Origin of the sequence: Bradyrhizobium diazoefficiens USDA 110 (assembly GCF_000011365.1) — a bacterium.
Lineage (GTDB): Bacteria > Pseudomonadota > Alphaproteobacteria > Rhizobiales > Xanthobacteraceae > Bradyrhizobium > Bradyrhizobium diazoefficiens.
The window spans coordinates 8,171,879-8,187,346 of record NC_004463.1; the positions used below are offsets into that span (position 1 = coordinate 8,171,879).

A 15,468-nucleotide genomic window follows, 5' to 3' on the forward strand; every position below is an offset into this window, starting at 1 on the left:
GCCCCGGAATGACGAGGGAGAGATATGCTCCCTCACCCCACGCTCGCCGTCACCACGGCCATCACCGACAGCAGCAGCACGATGGTCACGAGCTGGAGCGAGGCGACCGGCTGGGTGCGCCAGGCGGTGATCTTGTCGCCGAGCGACAAATGGGCTTCGAAGAATTTCGGTTCGTAGACGGTCTTGAAGACGGCGGGGAAGCTCGGGCCCAGGGCCACCGCGAGCAGCGCGTGGGCGAGCTAGGCGATTGCGACGAAGATGGCGACGCTGGGGTCGCCGACGCGGTCGTGGTTACCGAGCAGCTTGAGCAGCATCGCGGCCGTGGCGAAGGTCGGGAAGCTCTGGAGGGTCGCGGTCAGCGCAAGGCCTTCGACCGCGTTGTGCAGGCGGGACTTTGGGGATGACGTTAGTCGCGATGCCGCACGGGTGATGTGAGTTGGGTCACGCGCCTTTTTGGCGCCGGAACAAGAGGCGAGATGGATTCCGGGTTCGTGCCAAGTGGCGCGCCCCGGAATGACAGGGAGCTACAGCTTCCCCTGCCCGTTCACCTGGCCCTGCTGTTGCCGCTGCCTTTCCTGTTCCTTGGCGTGGTGCCGGCCGTAGAGGCAGCCGGCGGCGGCGCCGAGGACGCCGTGATGGCCGGCATAGTGGCCGGCGACGCCGCCGACGACGGCGCCCTTGATGCAGCCCTTGGGGTTGGCGGTGGAGGTCGCACCGCAGATGAGAAGCGCGGCGGTGACGGCGAGAAGCTGGGATTTCATGGATCGATGTCTCCGGATGCGGTGTCGGCGTCCCAACGGGCGCGGGCGTATCGCGGTTCCCGCGCCTGCGCGGCCCCGGCATTGCGCAAGGCGATTTCGTGCAGGCGCACGGGCGCTCAACCCATAATTGCAGCCATGAACCTGGCATTGCGCTTGCGCGTCATATCGACTGCAACACTCCTGTGGTTTCGCGGATTGCCGGTGCGCGAAACCGCGCGTTAGCGTTGCGCAACGCCATGCGGCCAATGAGGACGGGCGGAATGACAGTCGAGAAGCTCAATCGCCAGCGCGTCGTGCATCTGCTCGACGCCTTCGCGCGCGGCGACATCGAGGCCGCGCTGTCGTGCTGCACCGACGACGTCGACTTCCTCACCCACGCGCCGATCGACATCCTGCCGCACATGGTGCCGCGCCACGGCAAGGCCGAATTGCGCGCGCTCTGGCAGACGGTCTGGTCGCGCTATTCGGAGATCCGCTACAAGGCGCCGCACATCGTCGCCGAGGGCGACGAGGTCGCCACCTACATGCAGACCTATTTCAGGAAGCGCAGCAACGACCGCGTCGTGCAGTTCGACATGGCGGTGTTCTACACCTTCCGCAACGGACAGGTGGCGCAGATCCGCGAGATCATCGATTCCTACGATCTGGTGCAGCAGGTGCTGGAGCGCGAGATCGGACCGCTGATCGTGGGGGCGCGGGTGGACGGGAGTTAATCCCGACCGCGCTCTTCGCGACGTCGTCCTGGCGAAAGCCAGGACCCATTACCCCGACTGCCGATATGGTGGCACCTTGCTAACCGCTAGCGTGCCCATTGCAGGATTCGGTGGCTATGGGTCCTGGCATTCGCCAGGACGACACCGAGAATGCGGGAACCAGCGCTCGTACGCTTGAGCCCCCCGGAAGATTACGGGGTTCTGTTGTAAATCTCACAAAACGCGACCAATTGTGCATTGCGAAAACGTGAATTGCGTTTTGGCCGAAATTCCGTATTTTATTCGCATACAAACGAGTTGAGCCGCCCCGAGGCACGTTTCCTGTGCATCGGGCTGCTTTCCGTTTTTTTGCAAGCCAGCTTCAGGACTGCCCAAAATGACAGAGCACAGCCTCTGGCGTTTCTCGCGCGCATTGCACCGCGCGATCAACGACCGGCATTTCGAGGATATCGAGGCCCTGATCGACGAGGACGTCGAGTGGGCGCTCTATGGCCCGATCGACATGTTTCCGTTCCTCGGCGCACGCCAGGGCAAGGACGCCGTGCTCGACGTCATCCGCCAGCTCGCCGACAATTTCCAGGTCCGCCGCTTCGATCGCGAGAGCATCATGCTCGGCGTCGATTCCGCCGCCTCGATGCTGCGCTATTCGCTGACGGCGCTGGATTCCAACAAGCCGATTTCCTTGCGGGTCGCGCAGTTCGCCCAGTTCAGGGCGGGCAAGCTCGTCAGCTTGCGCGTGCTGATCGACACCTTCGACCTGGTCGAGCAGGCACTCGGCCGTGCCATTCATCTGCCGAAGATGAGCAGCGTCGGCTGAGGGGGGACGCCAACGGGCCCCGCTCTTCGGGACCGATGACGATGCGTGGCGCGACGTCCTGGCCTCCAGCCCCGCCGGATGCCGTCGTGCCGGAAGCCCGTCGTCGGGCGCGCGCCTTTCGCGCGGCCCGTTGGTTCGCGTCCCCAGGCAAGCGTCCAAAGGCGAGCCGCCACAATTTCGCAACGATAGGTCAGCATCCTCGCTGCGGAATGGCGCATGGTCATTGCGGAAGTCCGCTATATATTATCGGACAGCATGCGCCGGGGTTCGCGGGCAGGACGATGGAATTCTCGACAGGTTTTGGCTGGACCAGGCTGCCGGCGCTGGCGGCCGCGTTCATTCTGGGCTCGGTGCTGACGGTCTCGGCGCAGATCATCCCGCCCTTCTCCCCACCCGCGGCCGCGCCCGACGAGGACGCCGAGGCGGCCGAAGCCCCCGACGCCAACGACCCCGACGTGCTCAAAGGCATCGACGTCGACAAGCTCGACTGGGGCCAGCTCGCGATCGACGCCGGCACGCTCAACGACCTCATCGCCGCCAAGAAGCGCGCGCAGGCCGCCGCCAATGACGGGATGAACTGGTCGTCGAACACCAATGCCAACGGCTCCTCGGCGGTGACGGTGAAGCAGTCGGTATCCTCGTTCTGGGACGCCCGCATCGGCGCCGACATGACGGTGACGAGCGAGCCGCGGACGATGTCCGAGCTCTTGGCGCAGAAGGCCGCCAATGGCGGCAGCCTGCCGCAATCCTCCGGCAGCGCCTGGGCGGCGGCGACCGCGCCGGGCGCGGGCCCGATCTGGGACAAGACCGCGGTGGAAGCCCGCGTCGATCCCGGCGCCGAGCAGAGCAAGCTCGGCGCGTCGCTGACCAAATCGTTGCCGCTGTCGGGCGACACGTCGCTGACGCTCCAGAACGGCTACAGCGTCAACCAGCAGGGCACGACCGCGGTCCCCGGCATCGGCGGGCACATCACCCGCAATTACGAGACCGACCAGTCCGCCAAGGTCACCCTCACCGACACCGGCACCAGCATCACCGCCGGCCAGACGCTCTCGACCACCGACGACAAATGGCTGCGCAAGTTCGGCGCCGAGCAAAAGCTGTTCGACAACGTCACCGTCTCCGGCTCGGTCGGCGAGACCTCGCAGGGCGCGATCAACAAGAGCCTGACGGCGGGGTTCAAGAAGAGCTGGTGAGTGTGTTTTCGCCTCTCCCCGCTTGCGGGGAGAGGCCGGAATTTGCGACAGCAAACTCCGGGTGAGGGGGAGTCTCCGCGGGTCCAACTCTCACCATCCTCGCGGAGAGTCCCCCTCACCTCCCTCTCCCCGCTTGCGGGGAGAGGGAGTCAGACACCGGCCGTGCCGCGAAGGCGCTCCGCCGCAGCCGCCGTTTAGACATTCCTAACCATACGCCACGGCAAAACCCCCGAATGGTCCGCCCTTGCCGCATCTCGGCCCAGTTACGGTCAAAATCCGGCGCCCTGATGCGGATCGCCTTACAGACGTCGTCGTGCGGGGGACACTCGCGCTGCGCTCAACGCGAACAGGGGAACAACGATGAACGCCATGCGTCCGGAAAAGACCGAGACCACCGAGACCGAGACGGTCGACAGCAATCTCGCCGCGGTGACGGAAGTCGAAGCCGGCATCCGTGACTTCGTCCGCAACGACATCGCCTATCTGCGCCGGCCGGCAGCGACGACCACCGACGCGCCGCCGCTCGATCCGAGCGCGGAGGCCACCGTCACCAACGTCAACTCGCTGATCCAGCGCGTCGCCGGCACCTCGCTCGCCGAGATCGAGAATCTGATCTCCGAGCTCGAGAGCCTGCGCGACCTGCTCCATGCCGAAGGCCAGCGCGTCCAGCGGGAGATCTCCGGCTACGCCCAGCTCAGCCAGGCCGCGATGAAGTCGACCCGCATGATCGCCGACAACGTCGCGCAGTGGAAGCGCGCCGCCGACGGCCTGCGCAACAGCTGATCGGTCAGCACCCGGCATCACCGGCCGCCGCGTTCCGAAAGGGGCGCGGCGGTTTTGATTCTTGGGGAGTCGCGCGCTCCTCAACGACGGTGTCATCACCCGCCTTGTGCGCACTTGCGCACTGGAGCGGGCGATCCAGTATTCCAGAGACGGCGGTGATTGAGCGGAGACGCCGCGGCGTACTGGATGCCCCGGACAAGCCGGGGCATGACAGCGGAGGGCTTGGCAGGCGGCCACGCAAGTACGTCGGCCAGAGCCCCCCTTTTGAACCCTCCACCCCTCCCCGACGACCAATGCCAGGCGCCCGTCGGTTTTACGCGGGCTCAGGGGGACATTTCATGGAAAGCATTCGGCCCGACACCACGGAGCCCATACCGCTGCGACCCGCGCCGAACCAGTTCGGCACGATCATGCTGCGCTTCGTTGGATTATTGGCGGTTGCGATCGCAGTGCTGGCGTTCGTCTATAGCCGCTGAGCGGAAGCCGGACACCGGCCCCGAAACGTTAACGAGCTCTTACCGGGCGGCTTCCACGGTCGAGGCTTCCAGGGTGTAGGCGCCATCGGCATAGCCCTTCACCACCATGCCGGCGACCAGCATCACGGCCAACGTCGCGGTCGCAAAGATAAATCCAACAAACTTGAGTGCGCCGCGGTCAGCCATGGTCCTCGTCCCCTGTCCTCTGCCTATTCGTTCAAATAGACAGCGACAGGTTCATAATTGGTTAGCAACTCGATGGTTCCCCCAACTGCTTCGCGGGCAACCATGTTGCGCAGGCTTATGGCAGCCGCCCGGAATCGCGTCCATAGCGCGCGGGCAACACTCGCGCTCTTTTCAGCCGTTCATCTTGGAACTGATCTAACCGCCCTTCCGCATCGGCACGAAGGCTGAGGCGGTGATGGCGTAGACCTCTTCGCCGCGCTGGTTGGTGCCGGTGGTGCGGGCCGTCAAAATGCCCCAGCCGGGGCGCGAGGCGGAGGTGCGCTTGTCGATGACGACATTGGCGTAAGAAACGGTATCGCCGGCGAGCACCGGCCGGATCCAGCGCAGGTCGCGAAAGCCCGGTGACGGGCCCCACACCGCGACCTCCTCGCCGCGCGCTGCGGCCACTCGCGCCAGACGTTGGCCGTCCGCGACAAGCAGGCTCATGCAGGCCGAGCCGACATGCCAGCCCGAGGCCGCGAGCCCGCCGAACAGCGAGTTCTTGCCTTCCTCCTCGTCGAGGTGAAAGCGCTGCGGATCGAATTTTTGGGCGAATGTCTTGATCGACTCCGCGGTGAACGTATAGGCGCCGATCTCACGGCGATGGCCGATCTCGATCTCCTCGAAAAACGGCATCAGACCGCCCCCTCGCGTCGCTCGATCAGGATCGGCGAGGTCATCTCGCACAGCACCTGCCCCGCCGCGTTGCGCACGGTGCATTTGAACTTGACGATGCCGAGCCCGGGGCGGCTCTTCGAGGCGCGCGCCTCCATGACATCGACGTCCAGCATGAGGTCGTCGCCGGGCCTGAGCGGCGACAGCCAGCGCACCTCGTCGACGCCGGGGGAGCCGAGCGAGGCGGCGCGGGTGATGAAGCCGTCGGCCATCATCCGCATCATCAGCGAGCACAGGTGCCAGCCCGAGCCGGACAGGCCGCGCAGCATGCTCTTGCTGGCGGCGTCCTCGTCCAGGTGCATCGGTTGCGGATCGAACTCGGCGGCGAAGGCCAAGATCTCGTCGCGGGTGACATGGCGCGGGCCGAACGTTCCGAACCGGCCGGGCGGGAAGTCTTCAAAGGTCAGGGTCATCTTGGGATTGCTGGCGGAAATGACAGATTGTGGCCGCACTTTGCGGCAATCTCAACCCGCCGGCCCGCATGGCTCGTGCTACATTCGACGCGGCGATTCTGGCCTTGAGTCGGGTCAACCGAGGGCCGAAGCCCGATTTGACAAGGCCCGATTTGTCCGGGGGAGAGCGATGTTTTCATTCAGCGACCTGTTTCAGTGGGACCGCTTTATCACGCCGACGATCATCAAGACCTTCTACTGGCTGGTGATCGCGCTGATCTGCCTGTTCGGCCTCTCCGGCATCTTCTCCGGCCTAGCTGCGATGGCGATCAGCCCGTTCGGCGGCTTCCTGGTGCTGCTGTCGTCGATCGCGAGCGTCGTCGTCGGCATCGTGTTCTCGCGCATCGTCGCGGAACTGATCCTGATCGTCTTCCGCATCAACGAGCATCTCGGCGCGATCCGGGATCAGGGCGGCGGGATGCGGTAGCCCGTCATTCCGGGGCGCGCGCAGCGCGAACCCGGAATCCATCGGGCCTCAGAACAAGTGGATGAATGGATTCCGGGCTCGCGCCAAGAGGCGCGCCCCGGAATGACAACTCCGGCTTACGTATTGAACCGGAAATGCATCACGTCGCCGTCGGCGACGACGTATTCCTTGCCTTCGAGGCGGAGCTTGCCGGCATCGCGGGCGCCGGCTTCGCCGCCGAGCGCGACGTAGTCGTCAAACGCGATCGTCTCGGCGCGGATGAAGCCTTTCTCGAAATCGGTGTGGATCACGCCGGCCGCTCCCGGCGCCTTGGTGCCGCGATGGATGGTCCAGGCACGCGCTTCCTTCGGGCCCACCGTGAAATAGGTGATGAGGTCGAGCAGCGTGTAGCCGGCGCGGATCAGGCGGTCGAGGCCGGCCTCTTCGAGACCCAGCGTCTCCAGGAAGTCGGCGCGTTCTTCGCGCGAAATGGTGGCGATCTCGGATTCGATCTTGGCCGAGATGACGACGGCGACGGCGCCTTCCTTGGCGGCCTGCTCCTGCACCGCCTTGGAGAACGAATTGCCGGTCGCGGCCGAACCTTCCTCGACGTTGCAGACATAGAGCACGGGCTTGGACGAGAGCAGGCCGAGCATCCCGAAGGCGCGCTCCTCCTCCGCCTTGCGCTCGACGAGGCGCGCGGGCTTGCCCTCGCGCAGCAGCACCAGGGTGCGGTTGACGAGGTCGAGCTGCTCCTTGGCGTCCTTGTCGTTGCCCTTGGCCTTCTTGGTGAGGTTGTCGACGCGCTTCTCGAGGCTGTCGAGGTCGGCGAGCATCAGCTCGGTCTCGATGGTCTCGATGTCGGCGAGCGGGGCGATCTTGCCCTCGACATGGGTGATGTCGGAGTCTTCAAAGCAGCGCACGACATGCGCGATGGCGTCGACCTCGCGGATGTTGGCGAGGAACTGGTTGCCGAGGCCTTCGCCCTTGGAGGCGCCGCGCACGAGGCCCGCGATGTCGACGAAGGTCAGCCGGGTCGGAATGATCTGGCCGGACTTGGCGATCGCCGCAAGCTTGTCGAGCCGCGGATCGGGCACGGCCACCTCGCCGACATTCGGCTCGATGGTGCAGAACGGATAGTTCGCAGCCTGCGCCGCGGCCGTCTCGGTCAGCGCATTGAACAAGGTCGACTTGCCGACATTGGGCAATCCGACGATCCCGCATTTGAATCCCACGAGCGTTATTCCTTGCCGTTGTCGTCCTTGGTCAAAAACCCCTTCGCCTGCATGGCAAGATGCACCCTGTTGGCGAAGGTCGCGTCCGTGCCCTTGGCGATCAGCGCGGCGTGCTCGGCGACCGCGTCGCAGAGTGTCGCCACCCAGTCGTTGTCGGCCTTGGCGAAGTCCGACAGCACGTGGCCGTGCACCAGTTCCTTGACGCCGGGATGACCGATGCCGAGCCTGACACGACGGTAGTCGTTGCCGATATGCGCCGAGATCGAGCGCAGACCGTTGTGGCCGGCGATGCCGCCGCCGACCTTCACCCGCACCTTGCCCGGCGGCAGCTCGAGCTCGTCATGGAACACGGTGACGTCGCCAGGGGCGATCTTGAAGAAGCCTGCCGCCTCCTGAACGCTCCGGCCGGAATCGTTCATGTAGGTCGTCGGCTTGAGCAGGATCACGCGCTCGGTGCCGAGCGCGCCTTCCGAGGTCTCGCCCTGAAACCTGCGGCGCCATGGCGAGAAACCATGACGCCGCGCGATCTCGTCGACGGCCATGAAGCCGATATTGTGCCGGTTACGTGCGTATTTCGCGCCGGGATTGCCGAGCCCAACAAAGAGTCGCATGACGCGGCGCGCCCCTCGCTCGGCGCGCGGTCACAGGACCGCGCGCCAGCTCTTTGAGAGAATTACTTCTTCTTGTCGCCGCCGGCGGGAGCCTTGGCAGCCGCTGCCGGAGCAGCAGCAGCCGGAGCAGCCGCACCAGCCGCAGGAGCTGCTGCAGCCGGAGCCGCGCCACCAGCAGCTGCCGCAGCAGCAGCCTTCTGCTCTTCGGCGTAGCCGGACGGCGGCACGATGGTGACGAGGGTCGCGTCCTCGCGGGTCAGCGCCTTCACGCCGGCCGGCAGCTTGACGTCCGACAGATGCAGCGAGTGACCGATTTCGAGCGAGCCGACGTCGGCCTCGATGTACTGCGGGATGCTCTCGACGCCGCATTCGAGCTCGATCGCGTGGGCAACGATGTTGACGGTGCCGCCGCGCTTCACGCCCGGGGAGGCTTCCGACTTCACCACGTGCAAGGGAACGCTGATGCGGATGGTGGCGCCTTCGCCGAGCCGCATGAAGTCGACATGGATCGGGAAGTCCTTGACCGGATCGAGGTGATAGTCGCGCGGAATCACGCGGTGCTTCTTGCCCTCGAGGTCGATGTCGACCAGCGTGGTCAGGAACCGGCCGGCCAGGATGCGCTGGCGCAGTTCGCGATCTTCAATCGAGATCGTGACGGGGGGCTGGTTGTTGCCATAGATCACTCCGGGCACTCTGCCGGCGCGACGCTCAGCCCGGGCGGCCCCCTTGCCGCTCTTCGGACGTGCGGTCGCCTTCAATTCCTTGACGGTCGTCGCCATGTCGTTAAGTCCTTGTTTTTGCAAAAGTTAATGGGCCGCAGCGCGGCCCATGGCATCGTCCACAGCAAGCCTCCAGGGGTGCGGGGGCCGCGAACGTGGCGGGCTTTTACCCGGAAGATGCGGAAATGACAAGAAGAATGGGCTGGCGGGCCGCGCCGGACTAGCCGTCATTCCGGGGCGGTCGCGACAGCGACCGAACCCGGAATCTCGAGGTTCCGGGTTCGATGCTGCGCATCGCCCCGGAACGACAAATACCTATCCCCCCAGCTTCGCCTCCAGCGCCGTGATGCGCGCCTTCAGGGCTTCGTTCTCCTCGCGCGCCAGGCGGGCCATGTCCTTGACCGCCTCGAACTCCTCGCGCTTGACGAGGTCCATGTCGCGCAGGAATTTCTCGGCCTGGGTCCGCATCACCGTGTCGAACTCGCGCTTGACGCCCTGAGCCGCACCGGCGGCGTCGTTCATCAGGCGGCCGATCTCGTCGAAAAACCGGTTGTTGGTCTGGGTCATGTCGGTCTCCTGGCGGCTCCGATAAACTTTGCGCGAACTCTCGGAAAGACAATGGCAATCCGATCGGGCCGGATCAAGGGCCGATCGGCCGTATCCTTGTCATGCCCCGGTTTCCTTGCAATCGTATTCAACGTCCCGGCATAAGAAGAATCACAAGGCGCACGAGATGATCGACCAGCAGATCGCGATTCCCACCAAGGACGGCCACACCGCAACCTTCATCAGCCATCCCGAGCGTGGCGGGCCGTTTCCGGTCATCCTGTTCTACATGGATGCGCCGGCGATCCGCGAAGAGCTGCGCGACATGGCGCGCCGGCTCGCGACATCAGGCTATTACGTGATGCTGCCGAACCTCTATTACCGCTCCGGCGTGATGGAGCTGGGCGCGCTGCCGGCCGACCCGAACGCACCGGAGCGCAAGCGCATGTTCGCGCTGATGAGCTCGCTCACCATTCCCATGATCATGGACGACACACGCGCGCTGCTCACTTACGCCGAGGGCCAGGCCGCCGCGAACACGAAGATTGTCGGCACCGTCGGCTACTGCATGAGCGGCCGCTACGCGGTCAACGCCGCCACGCATTTCCCCGATCGCGTCAAGGCCGCCGCCTCGATCTACGGGGTGCAGCTCGCAACCGACCAGGACGACAGTCCGCATCTGGCCCCAGCCAAGACCAGGGCCGAGCTCTACTTCGCCTGCGCCGAGACCGATGTCTACGCGCCGCCGGAGATTATCGAAAAGGTCAAAGAGGGCATGAAAGGTGCCAAGGCCGAGGTCGAGATCTATCCCGGCACGCATCACGGCTTCGCCTTCCCCAAGCGCCCGGTCTATGACCGCGACGCCGCCGAGCGGCACTGGGAGCGTCTGCTGGCGCTCTATCGCCGCAATCTCGTGTGAGCAGCAGTATGATCGGCCTGTCCGCGAACTCGGTGCACCTCTCCCGCTTGCGGGGGAGGTCGGCGCGAAGCGCCGGGTGGGGGTTCTCTCCACACGGAGATTATCTTGATTGCGGAGACACCCCCTCCCCAACCCTCCCCCGCAAGCGGGAGAGGGGGCGCAGCTCCGTCGGGGCCGCAGCTTGCCCATCAAACTCTAGAAACAAGGCGTGATGCCCTTTCTTCTCATCGACTTTCCCGCCTTCAAGCCGATCGCGATCGAGATCGGTCCGTTTGCGATCCGCTGGTACGCGCTGGCCTATATCTGCGGCATCGTGTTCGGCTGGCTCTATGCGCGCTCGCTCCTGAAGAACGAGCGCTTGTGGGGCGGGCCGGCGCCGATCTCGCTGGTGCAGGTCGACGACTTCATCCTGTGGGTCACGCTCGGCATCATCCTCGGCGGCCGCACCGGCTATGTGCTGTTCTACAATCTGCCCTTCTTCATCGAGCACCCCGCCGCGATCTTCCGACTGTGGGAGGGCGGCATGTCGTTCCATGGCGGGTTCCTCGGCTGCGTCGTCGCGGTGATGTGGTTCGCCTACCGCAACGGGATCCCGATCCTGTCGCTCGGCGACATCACCACCGCGGTCGCGCCGGTCGGGCTGCTGCTCGGGCGCATCGCCAATTTCATCAACGGCGAATTGTGGGGCCGTGCCACCGATGCGAGCCTGCCCTGGGCGATGGTCTTCCCCAACGATCCCACCCAGCTGCCGCGGCATCCGAGCCAGCTCTATGAGGCCGGCATGGAGGGCATCCTGCTGTTCACGGTGCTTGCGATCATGATCCGCCTCGGCGCCCTGAAGCGGCCCGGAATGATCCTCGGCGCCTTCATCCTGATCTATGGTCTGACCCGGATCGCCGGCGAGCATTTCCGCGAGCCGGACGTCCAGCTCGGCTTCCTCTGGGGCGGATTAACCATGGGCATGCTGTTGTCGATCCCGATGCTTATTGTAGGTCTCATACTTATTGTATTGGCTATCAGGCGCGGTGCGCCGAGGCCGATCGAGGCCATTCGTTAATTCCTTTCGAGAAGAAGGCCGTGACCGAACAGCCGCTACTCAACGAGATCAAGGCGCTGATCAAATCCTCAGGCCCCATGCCGGTCTGGCGGTACATGGAACTGTGCCTGATGCATCCGCGCTATGGCTATTACGTCTCGCGCGATCCGCTCGGGCGTGAGGGCGACTTCACCACCGCGCCCGAGGTCAGCCAGATGTTCGGCGAGCTGCTGGGCCTGTGGACCGCCTCGGTGTGGAAGCAGATGGGCTCGCCGCAATCTTTGCGGCTGATCGAGCTCGGCCCCGGCCGCGGCACCATGATGGCGGATGCGCTGCGTGCGCTCCGCGTGCTGCCGCCGCTCTACCAGGCGCTTCAGATCCACCTGGTCGAGGTCAATCCCGTCCTGCGCGAACGGCAGAGTGCGACGCTGTCGGGCGCGCGCAACGTCGCCTGGCACGACAGCATCGACGACGTGCCCGAAGGCCCGAGCATCATCCTCGCCAACGAATATTTCGACGTGCTGCCGATCCACCAGATGGTGAAGCGCGAGAACGGCTGGCACGAGCGCGTGATCGAGATCGATCCCAACGGCAAGCTTCAGTTCGGCGCGGCCTCCGAGCCGACGCCGCGCTTCGACGTGCTGCTGCCGCCCCTGGTGCGCGCCGCGCCGGTCGGCGCCGTGTTCGAATGGCGTCCCGACGGCGAGGTCATGAAGCTCGCCACGCGCGTGCGCGATCAGGACGGCGCGGCGCTGATCATCGATTACGGCCATTTGCGCAGCGATGCCGGCGACACCTTCCAGGCGATCGCGCGCCACACCTTTACCGATCCCTTGAAGGCGCCGGGTCAGGCCGACGTCACCGCCCATGTCGATTTCCAGGCGCTGGCGCGTGCGGCCGAGGATGTCGGCGCCCGCGTGCACGGGCCGGTGACGCAGGGCGATTTCCTCAAGCGCGTCGGCATCGACACCCGCGCGGCCGCCTTGATGCAGAAGGCAACGCCCGAGGTCGCCACCGACATTTCGGTGGCGCTGAAGCGCCTGACCGACACCGGGCGCAGCGGCATGGGCTCGATGTTCAAGGTGCTCGGCATCTCCGAGCCGCGGCTAACTGGCCTCGCCGGCCTCAGCGATCTCGAACACGCCGGAGGGAACTGATGACCCTCGCTTCGTCACTGCTGTCGGCGGTGCCAGGGCTGCGCCATTCCTTCTTCACCCGTGAAGGCGGCGTCTCCGGCGGCATCTACTCGGCGCTGAACGGCGGCCTCGGCTCCAACGATGATCAGGCCCTCGTCGCCGAGAACCGCCGCCGCATGGCCGAGCATGTCGGCGTGGCGCCGGAACGTTTCCTCAGCCTGCACCAGATCCATTCGCCCGACGTGCTCATTGCCGAGACGCCGTGGCCGAGCGGGCCGCGGCCGAAGGGCGACGCGCTGGTCACCAGGACGCCCGGCATCGCGCTCGGCGTCTCCACCGCCGATTGCGGGCCGGTGCTGTTCGTCGATCCCAATGCGCGCGTGATCGGCGGTGCCCATGCCGGCTGGAAGGGCGCGCTGACCGGCGTGCTGGAGTCCACGATTCTAGCGATGGAAAAGCTCGGCGCCACGCGCGGCGGCATCATCGCCGCGATCGGCCCGCTGATCCGGCAGGAGAGCTACGAGGTCGGCAACGAGTTCGTGGCGCGCTTCATCGAGGCGGACGCGGACAACGCGATGTTCTTCATCCCGTCGGTGCGCGAGGGCCACGCGATGTTCGACCTCGCCGGCTTCATCCGGACGCGGCTGGAGGCCGCCGGCATCCTGATGATCGACGACCTCGGCCTCGACACCTATGCCGACGAGCGCTTCTTCAGCTATCGCCGCTCGGTGCATCGCAAGGAGCCGGATTACGGCCGCCACGTCCACGCGATCGCGCTCGAGGGGTGAACACACAGGCAACACGCCGTCATTCCGGGGCTCGCGAAGCGAGAACCCGGAATCATCGTGCAGCAATTTATGCGGAGAAATGGATTCCGGGTTCGCGCCAAGTGGGCGCGCCCCGGAATGACAGTGGGATGTGTCGCCCCTGCCCTAGACGTTAATGCGTTTTAACGATATCGCTGCCCTCCATAATGAGGGACGCGTCATTCATCCTGGGCCGCGCGGGTTCGCGCGTGCTGGCGGTCATGCTGCTGGCAGCGGCGACCGCGCTTGGCGGTTGCGCCGGCGGCGGCGGTGCCGCCAACTCCTATGCGATGGCGCCGAGCGCCGGCAGTGGAGCGACGGTGGCGTTCGAATCCATCGACGGGCCGCCGCCACAGGTGTTCGACCGCATGGTCGGCGTGCTCGACAGCGAATCCAAGCTGCGCAGCCTGTCCGTGGTCTCCCGCGAGGGGACGGCTGCCTATCGCGTGCGCAGCTACCTCTCCGCCCAGATCGTGCGCGGCAGGACCGTGATCGCCTGGGTCTGGGACGTCTACGACGCCAACCAGCAGCGGGCGCTGCGCCTCTCCGGCGAGGAACCCACCTCGGCCAAGGGTGGCCGCGATGCGACGCGCGATCCGTGGAGCGCCGCCGACGACCTGGTGCTGCGGAAGATCGCCCAGGCCGGATTCAGCGGACTTTCCAACATGATCAACGGCACGCCGGAGGCGCCGAGCGCTGCTCCGGGCCTGCGGGGACCTGCGGTGGCAAGCGTCACCCCGGAGGCTCCGGCACCGGAGATGCCGGCCTCGGCGCTCGGCTACGCCGAGCGATAACCCCCGCTAAACCACGGCCTCAAGTTGCGGCCAAACCGTTGGCCCGACTCAGGATTTTCAAAGGGAAAACGTAGCATCCCGGGTTGCCATTGCAGCCCCCGGCCTGATATTTCCTCGCCCGTCGTAACCGTGCTTCGAGTGGGTATTCCCAGATGTTGAACGTCCTATCCAGCAAAGCGCGGGAGGAAGCGTCCATGTCGGCCAAGAACGGCTCCATCAAGCTTGTCGCCGGCAACTCCAATCCGGCTCTCGCCCAGGCCATCGCGCAAGGCCTCCACCTGCCGCTGACCAAGGCGGTGGTCCGGCGCTTCGCCGACATGGAGATCTTCGTCGAGATCCAGGAGAACGTCCGCGGCTCGGATGCCTTCATCATCCAGTCGACCTCGTTCCCGGCGAACGACCACCTGATGGAGCTCCTGATCATCACCGACGCGCTGCGCCGCTCCTCGGCGCGCCGCATCACCGCGGTGCTGCCCTATTTCGGCTACGCCCGGCAGGACCGCAAATCGGGCTCGCGCACGCCGATCTCGGCCAAGCTCGTCGCCAACCTGATCACGCAGGCCGGCGTCGACCGCGTCATGACGCTCGACCTGCATGCCGGCCAGATCCAGGGCTTCTTCGACATCCCGACCGACAATCTCTACGCGGCACCGCTGATGGTGCGCGACATCAAGGACAAGTTCGACCTGTCCAAGACGATGGTGATCTCGCCCGACGTCGGCGGCGTGGCCCGCGCGCGCGGCCTCGCCAAGCGCATCAACACCCCGCTCGCCATCGTCGACAAGCGCCGCGAGCGGCCGGGTGAATCCGAGGTCATGAACGTAATCGGCGACGTCGCCGGCTACACCTGTATCCTGGTCGACGACATCGTGGACTCCGGCGGCACGCTGGTGAACGCGGCCGACGCGCTGATCGCCAAGGGCGCCAAGGACGTCTACGCCTACATCACGCACGGCGTGCTCTCCGGCGGCGCGGCCGCCCGTATCACGAACTCCAAGCTGAAGGAGCTCGTGATCACCGACTCGATCCTGCCGACGGACGCGGTGAGCAAGGCGCCGAACATCCGCACGCTCCCGATCGCCAGCCTGATCTCGGACGCGATCGCGCGCACCGCCGCGGAAGAGTCGGTGTCGAGCCTATTCGATTAATTCATCTACGCCGT

At 65.6% G+C, this 15,468-nt stretch carries 21 protein-coding genes; 12 read left to right on the plus strand and 9 right to left on the minus strand.

From position 1 onward, the window contains the following. Positions 1–32 precede the first annotated feature (32 nt). The gene (locus tag BJA_RS43365) at positions 33–218 is read right to left on the minus strand and encodes a hypothetical protein (RefSeq protein WP_236842135.1); all 186 of its coding nucleotides are present in this window, start codon (positions 216–218) and stop codon (positions 33–35) included. 306 nt (positions 219–524) lie between these two features. Then, positions 525–761, minus strand: coding sequence for a hypothetical protein (locus BJA_RS37705; protein ID WP_011090166.1), 237 nt, complete (start codon positions 759–761; stop codon positions 525–527). 260 nt (positions 762–1,021) lie between these two features. Here BJA_RS37705 and BJA_RS37710 point away from each other — a divergent pair, with 260 nt between their 5' ends. The 5 genes from BJA_RS37710 (at position 1,022) to BJA_RS42495 (ending at position 4,746) form a co-directional block, all read left to right on the plus strand. Beyond that, entirely contained in the window at positions 1,022–1,474 is a 453-nt protein-coding gene (locus BJA_RS37710; protein ID WP_038967278.1) for a nuclear transport factor 2 family protein, read from the plus strand. A gap of 376 nt (positions 1,475–1,850) precedes the next feature. After that, entirely contained in the window at positions 1,851–2,291 is a 441-nt protein-coding gene (locus BJA_RS37715; protein ID WP_011090168.1) for a nuclear transport factor 2 family protein, read from the plus strand. Between the two features lie 281 nt (positions 2,292–2,572). Continuing rightward, positions 2,573–3,487 (plus strand): hypothetical protein, encoded by a 915-nt coding sequence (locus BJA_RS37720; RefSeq protein WP_063921549.1) that lies wholly within the window; start codon positions 2,573–2,575, stop codon positions 3,485–3,487. 360 nt (positions 3,488–3,847) lie between these two features. Further along, on the plus strand, positions 3,848–4,270 hold the full coding sequence (locus BJA_RS37725; protein ID WP_011090170.1) for a hypothetical protein: 423 nt from the start codon (positions 3,848–3,850) through the stop codon (positions 4,268–4,270). 338 nt (positions 4,271–4,608) lie between these two features. Continuing rightward, positions 4,609–4,746 (plus strand): hypothetical protein, encoded by a 138-nt coding sequence (locus BJA_RS42495; protein WP_165448177.1) that lies wholly within the window; start codon positions 4,609–4,611, stop codon positions 4,744–4,746. A gap of 39 nt (positions 4,747–4,785) precedes the next feature. Here BJA_RS42495 and BJA_RS42500 read toward each other — a convergent pair whose 3' ends face one another. The 3 genes from BJA_RS42500 to BJA_RS37735 all read right to left on the minus strand — a co-directional run bounded on the left by BJA_RS42500 (position 4,786) and on the right by BJA_RS37735 (position 6,059). Next, positions 4,786–4,932, minus strand: coding sequence for a hypothetical protein (locus BJA_RS42500; RefSeq protein WP_027545961.1), 147 nt, complete (start codon positions 4,930–4,932; stop codon positions 4,786–4,788). Between the two features lie 195 nt (positions 4,933–5,127). Further along, positions 5,128–5,607: a MaoC family dehydratase gene (locus BJA_RS37730; protein ID WP_011090171.1), complete on the minus strand. Its 480-nt coding sequence runs from the start codon at positions 5,605–5,607 to the stop codon at positions 5,128–5,130. After that, a complete protein-coding gene (locus BJA_RS37735; protein WP_038967283.1) occupies positions 5,607–6,059 on the minus strand; it encodes a MaoC family dehydratase in 453 nt (150 codons plus the stop codon). The genes BJA_RS37730 and BJA_RS37735 overlap by 1 nt, the downstream gene beginning before the upstream one ends. 169 nt (positions 6,060–6,228) lie before the next feature. On the opposite strand from BJA_RS37735, the gene BJA_RS37740 reads away from it, so the two are divergent. Further along, positions 6,229–6,525 carry a DUF4282 domain-containing protein gene (locus BJA_RS37740; protein ID WP_018648333.1) on the plus strand — a complete coding sequence of 99 codons (297 nt, stop codon included), beginning with the start codon at positions 6,229–6,231 and terminating at the stop codon, positions 6,523–6,525. A 116-nt stretch (positions 6,526–6,641) separates the two neighbouring features. Here the strand turns inward: BJA_RS37740 and ychF are convergent, their stop codons facing one another. From ychF to BJA_RS37760, 4 genes are all read right to left on the minus strand, one after another. Continuing rightward, on the minus strand, positions 6,642–7,739 hold the full coding sequence (gene ychF / locus BJA_RS37745; protein ID WP_011090173.1) for a redox-regulated ATPase YchF: 1,098 nt from the start codon (positions 7,737–7,739) through the stop codon (positions 6,642–6,644). Between the two features lie 5 nt (positions 7,740–7,744). Next, positions 7,745–8,350, minus strand: coding sequence for an aminoacyl-tRNA hydrolase (gene pth, locus BJA_RS37750; protein WP_011090174.1), 606 nt, complete (start codon positions 8,348–8,350; stop codon positions 7,745–7,747). Positions 8,351–8,412: 62 nt separating this feature from the next. Next, positions 8,413–9,129 (minus strand): 50S ribosomal protein L25/general stress protein Ctc, encoded by a 717-nt coding sequence (locus BJA_RS37755; protein ID WP_011090175.1) that lies wholly within the window; start codon positions 9,127–9,129, stop codon positions 8,413–8,415. Positions 9,130–9,384: 255 nt separating this feature from the next. Next, entirely contained in the window at positions 9,385–9,636 is a 252-nt protein-coding gene (locus BJA_RS37760) for an accessory factor UbiK family protein (protein ID WP_011090176.1), read from the minus strand. 166 nt (positions 9,637–9,802) lie between these two features. On the opposite strand from BJA_RS37760, the gene BJA_RS37765 reads away from it, so the two are divergent. The 6 genes from BJA_RS37765 (at position 9,803) to BJA_RS37790 (ending at position 15,454) form a co-directional block, all read left to right on the plus strand. Then, on the plus strand, positions 9,803–10,534 hold the full coding sequence (locus tag BJA_RS37765; protein WP_011090177.1) for a dienelactone hydrolase family protein: 732 nt from the start codon (positions 9,803–9,805) through the stop codon (positions 10,532–10,534). Between the two features lie 211 nt (positions 10,535–10,745). Continuing rightward, positions 10,746–11,591, plus strand: a complete 846-nt coding sequence (lgt, locus tag BJA_RS37770; protein WP_038967285.1) for a prolipoprotein diacylglyceryl transferase — start codon at positions 10,746–10,748, stop codon at positions 11,589–11,591. Positions 11,592–11,611: 20 nt separating this feature from the next. Further along, positions 11,612–12,727 (plus strand): class I SAM-dependent methyltransferase, encoded by a 1,116-nt coding sequence (locus BJA_RS37775; protein ID WP_011090179.1) that lies wholly within the window; start codon positions 11,612–11,614, stop codon positions 12,725–12,727. Further along, positions 12,727–13,494 carry a peptidoglycan editing factor PgeF gene (pgeF, locus tag BJA_RS37780; RefSeq protein ID WP_011090180.1) on the plus strand — a complete coding sequence of 256 codons (768 nt, stop codon included), beginning with the start codon at positions 12,727–12,729 and terminating at the stop codon, positions 13,492–13,494. Before BJA_RS37775 ends, pgeF begins: the two co-directional genes overlap by 1 nt. Positions 13,495–13,679: 185 nt before the next feature. After that, positions 13,680–14,306, plus strand: coding sequence for a hypothetical protein (locus BJA_RS37785; protein ID WP_011090181.1), 627 nt, complete (start codon positions 13,680–13,682; stop codon positions 14,304–14,306). Positions 14,307–14,500: 194 nt separating this feature from the next. Continuing rightward, positions 14,501–15,454: a ribose-phosphate pyrophosphokinase gene (locus BJA_RS37790; RefSeq protein WP_028174674.1), complete on the plus strand. Its 954-nt coding sequence runs from the start codon at positions 14,501–14,503 to the stop codon at positions 15,452–15,454. Positions 15,455–15,468: the final 14 nt, after the last annotated feature.

Bases quoted from the DNA above. Each gene is read 5' to 3' on its own strand.
- lgt (WP_038967285.1), top strand. From the start codon at position 10,746: ATGCCCTTTCTTCTCATCGACTTTCCCGCCTTCAAGCCGATCGCGATC.
- BJA_RS37705 (WP_011090166.1), bottom strand. From the start codon at position 761: ATGAAATCCCAGCTTCTCGCCGTCACCGCCGCGCTTCTCATCTGCGGT.
- pgeF (WP_011090180.1), top strand. From the start codon at position 12,727: ATGACCCTCGCTTCGTCACTGCTGTCGGCGGTGCCAGGGCTGCGCCAT.
- BJA_RS37790 (WP_028174674.1), top strand. From the start codon at position 14,501: ATGTCGGCCAAGAACGGCTCCATCAAGCTTGTCGCCGGCAACTCCAAT.
- pth (WP_011090174.1), bottom strand. From the start codon at position 8,350: ATGCGACTCTTTGTTGGGCTCGGCAATCCCGGCGCGAAATACGCACGT.
- BJA_RS37740 (WP_018648333.1), top strand. From the start codon at position 6,229: ATGTTTTCATTCAGCGACCTGTTTCAGTGGGACCGCTTTATCACGCCG.
- BJA_RS37765 (WP_011090177.1), top strand. From the start codon at position 9,803: ATGATCGACCAGCAGATCGCGATTCCCACCAAGGACGGCCACACCGCA.
- BJA_RS37720 (WP_063921549.1), top strand. From the start codon at position 2,573: ATGGAATTCTCGACAGGTTTTGGCTGGACCAGGCTGCCGGCGCTGGCG.
- BJA_RS42500 (WP_027545961.1), bottom strand. From the start codon at position 4,932: ATGGCTGACCGCGGCGCACTCAAGTTTGTTGGATTTATCTTTGCGACC.
- BJA_RS42495 (WP_165448177.1), top strand. From the start codon at position 4,609: ATGGAAAGCATTCGGCCCGACACCACGGAGCCCATACCGCTGCGACCC.
- BJA_RS37760 (WP_011090176.1), bottom strand. From the start codon at position 9,636: ATGACCCAGACCAACAACCGGTTTTTCGACGAGATCGGCCGCCTGATG.
- BJA_RS37785 (WP_011090181.1), top strand. From the start codon at position 13,680: ATGAGGGACGCGTCATTCATCCTGGGCCGCGCGGGTTCGCGCGTGCTG.
- BJA_RS37725 (WP_011090170.1), top strand. From the start codon at position 3,848: ATGAACGCCATGCGTCCGGAAAAGACCGAGACCACCGAGACCGAGACG.
- BJA_RS37730 (WP_011090171.1), bottom strand. From the start codon at position 5,607: ATGCCGTTTTTCGAGGAGATCGAGATCGGCCATCGCCGTGAGATCGGC.
- BJA_RS37715 (WP_011090168.1), top strand. From the start codon at position 1,851: ATGACAGAGCACAGCCTCTGGCGTTTCTCGCGCGCATTGCACCGCGCG.
- BJA_RS37755 (WP_011090175.1), bottom strand. From the start codon at position 9,129: ATGGCGACGACCGTCAAGGAATTGAAGGCGACCGCACGTCCGAAGAGC.
- BJA_RS37735 (WP_038967283.1), bottom strand. From the start codon at position 6,059: ATGACCCTGACCTTTGAAGACTTCCCGCCCGGCCGGTTCGGAACGTTC.
- BJA_RS37710 (WP_038967278.1), top strand. From the start codon at position 1,022: ATGACAGTCGAGAAGCTCAATCGCCAGCGCGTCGTGCATCTGCTCGAC.